The sequence below is a fragment of the Paraglaciecola sp. genome (assembly GCF_030730205.1).
Classification (GTDB): Bacteria; Pseudomonadota; Gammaproteobacteria; order Enterobacterales; family Alteromonadaceae; genus Paraglaciecola.
Window position 1 is genome coordinate 21,962 of sequence record NZ_JANQVQ010000276.1, and the last position, 11,430, is coordinate 33,391.

11 protein-coding genes are annotated in these 11,430 nt (G+C 42.8%); 4 read left to right on the forward strand and 7 right to left on the reverse strand.

Annotated features, from left to right (window positions below):
• Positions 1–173 precede the first annotated feature (173 nt).
• The 7 genes from NWQ57_RS17825 to rsmI form a co-directional block, all read right to left on the reverse strand.
• A complete protein-coding gene (locus NWQ57_RS17825) occupies positions 174–1,688 on the reverse strand; it encodes a DUF4397 domain-containing protein (protein ID WP_306023522.1) in 1,515 nt (504 codons plus the stop codon).
• A gap of 299 nt (positions 1,689–1,987) precedes the next feature.
• The gene (locus tag NWQ57_RS17830) at positions 1,988–3,304 is read right to left on the reverse strand and encodes an alpha/beta hydrolase family protein (RefSeq protein WP_372340939.1); all 1,317 of its coding nucleotides are present in this window, start codon (positions 3,302–3,304) and stop codon (positions 1,988–1,990) included.
• 14 nt (positions 3,305–3,318) lie between these two features.
• On the reverse strand, positions 3,319–4,509 hold the full coding sequence (locus tag NWQ57_RS17835) for a DUF3089 domain-containing protein (protein ID WP_306023523.1): 1,191 nt from the start codon (positions 4,507–4,509) through the stop codon (positions 3,319–3,321).
• Positions 4,510–4,594: 85 nt separating this feature from the next.
• On the reverse strand, positions 4,595–5,251 hold the full coding sequence (locus NWQ57_RS17840; protein WP_306023524.1) for a 2OG-Fe(II) oxygenase: 657 nt from the start codon (positions 5,249–5,251) through the stop codon (positions 4,595–4,597).
• Positions 5,252–5,389: 138 nt separating this feature from the next.
• A complete protein-coding gene (locus tag NWQ57_RS17845) occupies positions 5,390–5,938 on the reverse strand; it encodes a hypothetical protein (RefSeq protein WP_306023525.1) in 549 nt (182 codons plus the stop codon).
• An 84-nt stretch (positions 5,939–6,022) separates the two neighbouring features.
• A complete protein-coding gene (locus NWQ57_RS17850; protein WP_306023526.1) occupies positions 6,023–6,988 on the reverse strand; it encodes an FAD:protein FMN transferase in 966 nt (321 codons plus the stop codon).
• The gene (gene rsmI / locus NWQ57_RS17855) at positions 6,981–7,826 is read right to left on the reverse strand and encodes a 16S rRNA (cytidine(1402)-2'-O)-methyltransferase (protein WP_372340940.1); all 846 of its coding nucleotides are present in this window, start codon (positions 7,824–7,826) and stop codon (positions 6,981–6,983) included. The genes NWQ57_RS17850 and rsmI overlap by 8 nt, the downstream gene beginning before the upstream one ends.
• 117 nt (positions 7,827–7,943) lie before the next feature.
• Here rsmI and NWQ57_RS17860 point away from each other — a divergent pair, with 117 nt between their 5' ends.
• The 4 genes from NWQ57_RS17860 to NWQ57_RS17875 all read left to right on the forward strand — a co-directional run.
• A complete protein-coding gene (locus NWQ57_RS17860) occupies positions 7,944–9,875 on the forward strand; it encodes a penicillin-binding protein activator (RefSeq protein ID WP_306023528.1) in 1,932 nt (643 codons plus the stop codon).
• Positions 9,862–10,236, forward strand: a complete 375-nt coding sequence (locus NWQ57_RS17865) for a YraN family protein (protein WP_306023529.1) — start codon at positions 9,862–9,864, stop codon at positions 10,234–10,236. The genes NWQ57_RS17860 and NWQ57_RS17865 overlap by 14 nt, the downstream gene beginning before the upstream one ends.
• 36 nt (positions 10,237–10,272) lie before the next feature.
• Entirely contained in the window at positions 10,273–10,869 is a 597-nt protein-coding gene (locus NWQ57_RS17870; protein ID WP_306023530.1) for a phosphoheptose isomerase, read from the forward strand.
• Between the two features lies 1 nt (position 10,870).
• The coding region (locus NWQ57_RS17875) for a BON domain-containing protein (protein ID WP_306023531.1) at positions 10,871–11,430 on the forward strand (560 nt) is incomplete at its 3' end.

Sequence of the window (11,430 nt, forward strand, 5' to 3'; positions counted from 1 at the left end):
TAGTTCCTGCGTATGGCAAGGTATTTACGTTGCCTGCCTCATTGCAGCGTCACTTCATCTGCTCGGTAATAATCGTCAAACTGAATGGGAGAGTGAGTAGCGGGCAAGGCGTTAAGGCGGATTACAGGGCGTTGACCTTCAACATATGTCGAAGGTCATTGCACGTGATAAAATTAGTCAGCGCTACGTTGATTGATAAGCGTCATTTTATAGCCAGATGAAGCGCTCGGTTCAGCCTCAAAAATAAGATATTGCTCTTTGCTGTCTTCATCTAAGATTAACTGCATATTGGCTAACTTAATTTCAGTACCATCGATTGTGGCAATCGCATAAACACTGTACGTATTGTTAAGCAAGGTAATCGACGCACTATTTTCTTGTAGCACTGACAGTTTATTGTCAGCGCTTGAAATAATTTCGTCACTCAAAACAAAATAGAAAGTCACGCGGCTAAAGTCATCTGAATCAGCCAAGTTAACTAATTTAATACCGTGGCTATATATGCTTGAACTTGAGCTTTTGGTTACTGTTAGGGTTTTTACTTTAGTTTCATATCCGTCAACAATACCATCGCTATTTTCATCTACGTCGCCATCTTCGTCATCATCAATCGGATCTCTTTTGCCATATAAAAACAGCGTATTATCGGCATTTTCTTCCAAGCTCAATAAGGCATTGGTTACATACAATTCATTGGTTTGGCTATTGCGAACATAAAAGTCGTAGTCGCCGTTAGAGGTGGTAGTGGAGCTAGTAAATTCTCCTAGTTGGACCTGAGTAAACTTAACCTCGCTTTCCCCATCTAATCTAACTTCAATATCTATGTCGCCAAAATAGGTAGGTAAGTAGTCGTCAAGGGCGATACCGTTGTAAAAACTGAACTGGGCTTCAGAATCAACATCTTCAAGCTCAGTTACGCCGTTGACGCCAATGCTATCTATGGTAAAAGGCGAAGAGCCCACTCCGGTATTTTCACGTAAGACAATGATATATTGGCTTACCGCTGAGTAATTTTGATCTACTGAGGTGTAAATTACATCGCTACTGCCAGCGAGTGTGATGTAATAAATATACTGGTCTTGCTCAACTTTAATGTTGTCAGAAAGCGCCTGATAATTAGCTGTACCCACCAAGACGGCTTCATTAAATGTCTCGTTGTCTTTAGACATATACAGATCTACGTTTTGATAATCGCCATGCAGGTTCAATAGCCGAATATTAAACAAATCGTCGTCATCATCGTTGTCGTCGTCAACCACCTCTATTTCATATTGCAATACTTCGGGTTGACGAACATCGCCGGTTAACGCGATAAAATTGATCTGGTCATTTTTGATTTTGACACTGTCTTCATAAATAATTTCCAAGTCACTTCTGGCACTGCTTTCCTCATCTTGCCACGCCAACTCGATGTAGTACGTTCCCTTGTCTAACGCATTAGTGGCGCTTACTTTGGTATAGGCAACCGAGTTATATGTAACCTCGACTTCATCATCATCGTCTTCATCTAAGTTTTCGTCGACGGTTAAAAATACACCGGGGGCATTTGCCGAGGCATTATAAAACTTAATATACCCTGTGCTATCGTCATCACTGCCCCCTGAACCACAAGCTGTCAGGCCAAACATCAAAATGGCTACATACACCATGGGTTGGAATGGCTTTAAAAGCGCACGATTAAACTTCATTGTATCTCCAAAAAATGAATAAGATTTTACTGGTGTTCAAACCTCAACAAATTCGCTTTAAAGCAATATGTGTCATAGCTTGAATGTGAACATCTAGGTGATGGTTGCAGATGTGACTGGATGGTAAGGCCTTAGTTCAGGGCGTATATTGGCCTTTACGCTTTATTTACGCTTAACTGACGTAAGTTTACAAAAGTGAGGGTGGAGTGAACAAAACCTGATAGGCAAACATCACTCTATTTGTCAGGCCTAACTGACAAATAGAGTGTAGATATAATCTTTGAGTCAAATTAAAGGAGTTAAGGCTGGTCTTTACGTAAAAACATCACACCTGTCCCCCAGCGATCTTTAAATCCAGGCCAAGGAGCACTTAATTTACCAGCGTCATCTTTTACTTGATTGCTAAACTCACGAACCGGTAGGTAACCACAAGCATTTGCATCAGCTTTTACTTTACAATCTAGAAACGCCAAGGTCATGTGCTGATTGATCCTATTTAGGGTCTCACTGCTCCAGCTTGGTTCAAAATAATGGCCGATATCAATATCCGTTGCATAGGTCTCTTGTGGCGCAGGATGGGGGGCAATGTTGTGGCGAGCATTTTGATATACCATCAAATAACTCTCCTTCGAACCGCTTTGCTCATACAAGCGTCTTACCCCTTTTTCATAACCGGAGACATCATCATAGTCACCTGAAACGAACATACTTGGCACCTTGATATTGGCTAGGGCTTTTTCGCTATGAATATTCAGCTCTTGACCCCATGGCGCAAACGCAACCATGGCCTTCCATCGGGGATCCACCGCTTCACGTCCCGCGTTACAGCTATTAAATACCGGCACTAGCGCTTGTGCCGCGGCTTCTGGAAAGCCAAATTGTTGTAAGCCAGCTTGGGTAAAGTTATAACATCCCCCTATGGTATTCACCGCGCCATATCCCCCCATGGAATAACCAATGACAGCAGCTTTGTCACTGTCAATTAAAGCGGCAAAGGGTGAAGAGGCTTCGCTGAAGTAGTCTAAAACAAATTGTTGATCACGAGCCCGGTTCATTAATGTGCTAACAAAACCTGCAAACGGTGCCTTGGTAAAATCAATCTCGCCGGTTGTGGAGTCAGTGTGATCAATCCCCACTACCACATACCCATGGCTGGCAAGATGCTCACCTAAATAATACATTATCGTTCGATATCCCGTATAACCATGGGACAGCACCACTAATGGAAATTCACTATTTGTAAGCTGTGGCGCATCACGATAAGCCTCAGCTGCCAAACTGAATGGAATATGTAAACGGCTCACGTTCTCATACGAGGTTTTTACAGCATCTTGCTTTGGTGTTGCGGGATACCAGACTTCTAAGGTGAGAGTACGGTCTTGCAAAGTTTTGAAATCAGTCGCGCTGAGTTGCTGTGGATGAGTGGCTTGGATGGTACTCACGCCAACTTTATATTGACCAGGAAGAGCCAGTTCAGGCATAACCGATGGTTGCTTACTATATAGTTTTTGTGGTTCAAGCTTTTGAGCTGGGACACTCGCACTAAATAATATCGCGCAAGTCATCATACCTGCTACTGCGTTAAAGAATTTGCCTTGATAGACAGTGTTAAACATAGTTTATCCTTAGATTAGGGATGTTGTTGTAAAAAAGACTGGGTGCGATGCACCGCATTTTGCCGAAGATTGGCGTAAAAAAGACTAAAATCGAGCACATGATAACTACGGTTATTTTGGTCTAAATGATTAGCAAAAGCATTGTTCTGCTGTTGCTTGATAACTAAACGTCCATCTGCTTGACATTGAGCCCATGTTAAATATTTTGTGATGGGGGGCAGCTTAGTAAACTTGTAGCCCGGATTGCGAGCCAACAACATATCAAGCGGCGTCCGTTTGAATTCTACTGGCATAGCACCTAGGTGCCTTTCACTACTTGCTTGTTGTAGATCAGTGCGCCAACTGAGTGGATTAACACACACAATAGACTTGCTTTTTTGTTGTTCGTCAGTATTAAACTCCCAACCAGAAGCATACCAATGTGGCACCCTCCCCTCTAGTTTTCCGCCCTCTCCATAGGTGTCATAACTTATAATGCAGCCGATTTGTGAGGCTGACTCACATAATTTAATGGAACTAAAGCTGCGGCTTAACTTATCTTTTGGCAACCAATAACCCACAACATAGGCTGCAACCAATTGTTGCTGAAGCGCCTGTCCATCTACTTCTTGTTCTAATAAACGCAGTGCATGGGCAGAGCCTTGACTGTGGCTAACAATCATAAAAGGCCGCCCGCGATTGAAGTGTGTTAAAAAATAATCGAACGCGGCTTTCACATCACTGTAGGCCAAGTCCAAGGCTTGAGATGACGCGATCAGATCATCACTAATAAAAGAGTGTAAATGGGCTTCTCGATAATGCGGCGCGTATATCCGGCAGCAACCATTGTAGATACTGGCCATACTCGTGAGCATATATTCAATGGACTGTGCCTCAGAATTTTTGTTGCTCATTGTCGAGTTCCAGCCACCCGGCCCCACATAACCCGTAGAGTGAATAAAAAACACATCAACTGGCGACTCAGCATAATCTTCAGTGGTATCGATACCAACAGGGAGCAAATCAGCGCTGTCTGCTTTGTTTGGGTGAGAGACCCAAAAATAATCGTCTTGATAGTTCGGGGCTTGAGGAGCGTGCGTAATGTTAAACGTGGCGGGTGGTGCTAAGTAAGCAAAAACAGCGGTTTTACCAAATCCCACCAATAGTACAACCAGCAGCACGACACTGCTGAGTACCCACAGGCCAATTTTTAAGGCTTTTTGCACAACGATTAATCCACACCTAGAGTCTTGGCGCCTATTTAACGTATAAATATGTTTTAATGCAATAAGGCTGTTTCAGCCTGTGAATTTATGCTGCAGGATCGACTTTAATTCCGTGACTGCCATTTATTCTAAACCAGCCCGCAATACTGTATCGATCGCTTTGCGTGACAAGGACTTCGTGTGGAAAGACGTCACTTAAAAATATAATGCAATGGTTAAATTTTGGCTCAACCATTAATAAAGGTGATACTTGTTTATCACTATACAAAATCAACTCACCCTCATCTTTTTTACACCAATCAGGATTAAGATAAAGCACAGTGCTCAATACTCGGTTACTTTCACCTTTGAAGGCATCGAGGTGACGTTTATAAAAGTCACCTCGACGATAGTGTGAATAGTGACATTCAAAATCAAATAGCCCCATGAATAAGCGACGATTAATACCGATCCTCAATTGCTCCATAATGGCTAAATAAGCGTTTTGCACGAAAGTGTTACCATCTAACCAGTGCAAAGAATTGCTCCGTACTGTCTCATTAAGCTGCTGTAAGTTATCGCGCCCGATGGCAGCAGGCTTAAAGGCTAATTCAGAAAAACTTTGCATTTCTTGCAGCAGAGCTTGCGCTAATACAGGCGTAAGAAAATCCTCAAATAACACGTAGCCATCGGCCGTTAAACCATCAGCAATTCGGTCTAATTGCAACTCTGTTAAAAGTATCGTGTTATTTGGCAGACTCATAGTTAAGCGACTCAGTATAAAAGGGTTGAAATGACGGAATAGATAAGGGAAAAATGGGCCAGTATTTTATGGAAGCCTTATACCAGCAATCGATTAAATTGCTAAGTAAATTTGCTCAACATCGCGCAAAAAAACAAACTAGTGAGAGGAGATGAGTTCTCGTTGGTTTTGCTGGTAGGCCAATTGAGAGGTCAAACGGAATGTATCTTGAATTAAGGCTGCGTCATGGCTGGCACGATGCCGTGGTTTTGTTATGTTTGCCAAGAGATTGTCTTTAGTTTGATGCCACAATCCCATTTGCGTTTCATTCAATAACATTTCTAATGAGCTTACTGAAAAAGTCATCGCTAAACCTGCGGCATGAAACAATTTGATCATCCACGGTTGATCCACAACCCACCCATCCGAATACACCGTTTGTCCACTTAAGAAGTGATTTAGGTCCTGACAGACTTCAATTGGCGAACGCCCTTTTTGTTGCAGTAAGCTGCGGCTAATTCCATGCAGAGCTTCGGCTTCTTCATCCCAATGGTTCCAACCAGCTTGTGGCCGAATTAGACTACAAAAACGCTCACCATTATCTTTAATTACCCCCACTTCTATAGGGTAACTATGTGCGCCGAAACCACTGGCTTCGACATCGATAATGCTAGGTAGATAGTGATTTTTAGTTATGATTTTTTTCATCTAAGCCGTATCGTGAATTAAGCAAAATAAAACAACAGCATATGCGTAAGTCAAAGTAACAAAACCACAATTTTTAACAAGTGTTTAAGGTGCTAAGTCTTTTGAATAATGCAGTTTACGTTGATTATCTAAAATAAGGCCATCGTATCCTGGCGTGCGGTTGAGTAAATCGATCCCTTCTTGCACACCAAGTACAAAAACAGCCGTAGACAGCGCATCGTTTAGGGTACTACGTGGCCCAATAATTGACACACTTTGCACCTGATAACTAGACGTACCACTTTTGGGAGAGAGGATATGATGATACCGCACACCGTCCTGTTCAAAATAGCGTTCATAGTCTCCAGAAGTGGATAAGGCGATATTTTCTAGCGGCAAAACCACGGCCTGCTTATCTGCGTGTCGAGGATCCCGTATCCCCACCATCCAAGGTTTTCCTCGTCGGTCACCGAGCAAACGCGTATCACCACCTGCGGTCACTAAAGCATGTTCTATCCCAAGCTTTTGTAATAGGGCGATAGCATTATCAACTGCATGACCTTTAGCAATTCCACCAAGGTCAATTTTGACTTTGGGATGAGAAAAATAAACACTCTTTTGTGTTTCATTTAAGACCACATGATGAAAATTAATAGCCGGTAATAATGCTTTTACTTGCTCATCGCTTGGCTTTTCATGTCGGCGATAATCATAGAGATAACCGATGCTGGCAAAGGTAATATCAAAGGCCCCATTGGTTTCGACAGATAACGCTAACGACAACTTAATGAGTTCAAACAGTTCTTCGCATACCACCACGGGATGTTGGGCCGCTTGCGCATTTAATATAGCCAATTCGCTTGTGGCAATATAGGGACTCATCAATTGATTAATGCGTTCCATTTCTGTCATCACTGCATCGATGGCCTGTTGGCCTCGGTCGGGATATTCTGCCCACACTTCAACTTGAATATTAGTGCCCATGATGCCTTGCTTGTCTTCATACCACGTTGCACTTACAAGGCAACTCCAGCATAAAAGCAAACAAATAGAGCCAATAGCCTTAATCATTCAGCTCTAAACCCAACTGGTACAAAACATTTTTTTTCAACGAATAATGCTCAGCGGTAATGGCTGCAGCTTTTTTAAGGGGCAAGTCTTTCATTAGTAGTACCAGTAAATTTATCGCTTCAGGGGGCACATCACTTTGAGTTTTTTTGTTTCCTGCCACCAGTAGAACAAATTCGCCGCGCTGGTGATTAGGATCCGCCATTAACCATGTATAACATTCATCCGCGCTGCCAGAATAAAAGGTCTCAAAGGTTTTAGTTAATTCTTTGGCAAGCACCAATTCGCGGTCGCCACCTAATACCGCAATGATATCTTGAACGGTTTGCGCGACTCTTCTTGGTGATTCATAAAAAACGGTAGTAGCGGTTTCTATTAATAAATTGCTTAGCACATGGTGTTTGGCTTGCATTTTGACCGGTAAAAAACCTTCGAATCTAAAACGGTCAGTAGGTAAACCTGCTGCACACAAAGCCGTCGTTACCGCACAAGCACCCGGTAGCGGAATAACATCAACTTGCGCCGCACGACACTGCGTTACCAAACTATAACCAGGATCACTGATTAAGGGGGTACCAGCATCAGAAATTAACGCGATATTCGCGCCCTGCTGAAGACGGGAAATGAGCTCACCCGCTCGTTGAGATTCGTTGTGATCATGCAAAGAAATTAATCGTGTTTGAATATCGTAGTGCTGTAACAGTTTCAAACTGTGACGAGTATCTTCAGCGGCAATTAAATCTACGTCTGCCAAAATAGTTAAAGCACGCTGAGTGATATCAGCAAGGTTTCCGATAGGGGTAGGTACAATATATAACTTGCCAACTTCACTCACCAACATTACTCCAAATTTAAACCCTAAGGTTTTCGCTACTCAGCCCTTGTTATTCGCTAAGCAGGTAGATATTTATGAGCGTTACTATAAACTATTCAACATCTTTTTTACTGAGTTTGTGACATGGTTTTGCCTAGATTTTTATCAATATCATTAATTAGCCTTTTTATTGTTTCATGTAGCAGCCCAACTCCGCGTGTAGATGCACCTAAAAATACACACGTTCAGCTCGAGCCTAAGACAGAGGTTATTGAAAATGTCGATTATTTACAAAAGGCAGAATTAATATTTAGTCAAACGGGCTCTGCTCAGCAACGTGATGAATGGCTGTTAAAAGCAGCAGACTCAATGCAAAAACAGGGCGATTGCGTTAAGAGTTTAGCACTACTTAAAGTGCTCGCTCCGCAACTGCAAACGGTTCAACATCGACACATTGCTCATATACTCAGTACCGAGTGTTTAGTGGCGCTGAATCCACCAGAGTTAGCTGAACACCGTGAGTTTCTACTTGAAGGATTGACACTGGTCAGTGGTTGGGAGCAGCGCGTTTATGCCCTACAAGCGCAACTATACAGCCAGCAACAAGCCTGGGTAAAAGCCAGTGAAGCCTTATTAAAAACTGGGTTAAACGAACTCGAAAAAGACCAACAAATTTGGCAATGGCTGAAAAATCTCTCTGTAAAAGAATTACGCAATGAAAAACTGCGCAATACACAATTACAACCCTGGCTGCAACTGAGTTTAATTGTGCACACTTATGGACTTGACCCAAGTTTACTGGCGGAACAACTTGTTAGTTGGCAAAGCCGATTTGGTCAACACTCATTGGCAAGCCATTTACCTGTAGAACTGAGCCTCAGTCTTGAACAAAAACCGATTGAGGCAAAAAAAATAGCGGTCTTGCTCCCCTTAAGTGGCCGTTTGGCTAATCAAGGCTTAGCCCTTAAAGAAGGTATTTTGGCTGCATATTTAAACAATATACCCCAAGCATTAATCAAGCCCTCTTTGCAAACAGCCGGGGTAAGGGATGATTCACCAACAGAAAATATCACTTATCGAGAATTGCATTTTTTTGATTCTGCACTAAAAACGCCAGAAGAACTCAATGACCTAGTGGCGGATTACGATTTTGTTTTAGGGCCGCTATTAAAAGAAAACATTTCAGGATTAACCAGCCTTTTGGCACCGGAAAAAGTGATGTTAGCCCTGAATAGGACAGAAAATGAAGTCATTCCCGAGGCAACTGCCAACGTAATACCGACACAGACGATTAAAAAAGAGCACTATTTTTATGCTCTTGCACCTGAAGATGAAGCCGAGCAACTGGCGCAATTTATCAAACATAAGGGCTATAAACGGCCGATTATTTTTACCGCAGACAACAACGTCACCAGCCGGATGACTGAAGCTTTTATGGCAAAGTGGATGCAGGATGCACCGCTACAAAGACAACCTGACATTGCCGTTTTTGCAGACAGTAAGGACATGCGAGAGCAAGTTGAATCGCTGCTCGACGTGGCGCAGAGTAAAGCCAGAATAAAACAAATGGAGAATATTGCTGACATTGAAGTTTTCAGCGTAGAGCGAAATCGGAAAGACATTGATGTCATAGTATTGTTTGCTAATCCAGAACAAACCGAACTGCTTAACCCCATTATAGAAGCGAGTTTAAGCCCTTCGTCGGCCTCAAGCTTGGCAGTATTTGCCTCTTCGCGCAGTTACAGCCTTGAGTTAAGTAAAAACAGTTTACGAGACCTGCGTAATCTTACGTTTATTGACATGCCTTGGATGTTACCCGGTCATCAATGGACTGACTTAGCTAATCAAACGAATGCCTTGTGGCCACAACGCTTAGATTCATTGTTACGATTATTTGCCATGGGGTTTGACTCTTACGAATTAATCGATAATTTACGTCAACTCAAAACGTTGCCGCAACTGAGTAAGAAAGGATTAACCGGTGAACTTAGTGTCACAGACAATGGCGTATTGCATCGCCACTTGCCCCTGGCGCAAATCACTCAAGATAGAGTATCTGTTCTTGCAATGGATTAAACAGGCCTTTTCTGTGCTACTGGGTGAGCAGGCTGAACAGCTAGCAAAACAGTATCTAGAAAAGCAGGGTTTGATCTTTGTTACGCAAAATTACCGGTGTAGAAGTGGCGAGATAGACTTAATTATGCGCCACCAAAACACCTTGGTGTTTGTTGAGGTTAAATTCAGAAGTAGAACTGACTTTGGTCAGTCAGTGGAATATTTTCATGCCAGTAAACGGCGTAAATTTGAATCGGCTATTGCCCATTATCTACATCAAAACAAACTCAACCCAAGTAATCTAGATCTTCGAATAGATATCATTGGCTTAGATTCATCCCCGCAAGGGCAAACGAAATACACTTGGTTACAAAATGTATAATTCTAGCGTGCTAATTTGCACACAAAAGGGAACAAAATGGTAGAGAATATCAAGGCCAATTTTAACGAGAGTATCCAAACCAATATTGCGTCTATGGAGCTTCTTTCGGATGCAATTGCCGCAGCTACGTTTATGATGGTCAATGCCCTAGTTAACGGTCAAAAAATCTTGTGCTGCGGTAATGGCGGGTCTGCAATGAGTTCACAACATTTTGCTTCATTATTATTAAATCGCTATGAGCGAGATAGACCAAGCTTACCAGCCATGCCCTTAACCTCAGACAATGCCACGATATCCAGCATCGCCAATGATTTTCATTTCGACGAAGTATATTCAAAACAAGTCAGAGCCCTAGGGCAAGCGGGCGATATATTGTTGGTTGTATCGACGACTGGTCAGTCACGCAATTTAATCAATGCAATGGAAGCCGCATTGAGTCGGGACATGACCATTGTCGCGTTGACCGGCAGAGATGGGGGCGAAATGGCGGGATTATTGGGGCAAAGCGATGTCGAGATTAGAGTACCTTCTAACCGAACCTCGCGTATTCAAGAAGTGCATTTTATGATCATCCACTGCCTTTGCGAGGGCATAGATGATTGCTTGTTCCCACAAAATTTACAGGAGTTTTAGCATGTTACTATATAAAAATAAGACGGCGATTCTGGTGTTGGCGGTGCTTATATCCTTGCAAGGTTGCGCAGCCCTCGTTGTTGGTGCAGGCGTTGGTGCAGCCTCTGCAGCCCATGATAGAAGAACGTTAGGTGCCCAAGTAGACGATAAGACCTCAGCGAGTCGCATATCCGTTGCCTTAAGCGAAGTCGACGCCCTTAAAAATCAAACGAGTATTACGGTACAAGTGTTTAACGGTACAGCATTACTGGTAGGGCAAGCCCCGACAAACGAGTTAATTCAACTTGCTCAAACCACTGCCAGTTCAGTGAATAATATCAAAAAGCTGCATAACCAAATCCGTTTAGGCAGCCCAATATCCACAGGTGATGCAGCCAAAGATGTCTGGTTAGCGTCGAAGGTAAAAACCTTGCTACTTGCCGATAAGCGCATAGATGGTCTGAATATTGAAATTGAAGTCGAAAACGGCGAAGTATTCTTAATGGGCTTAGTTAGCCAACAAGAAGCTGATATAGCGGTCGATATCACGCGCAATATTGATGGAGTAAAACAAGTTGTTAA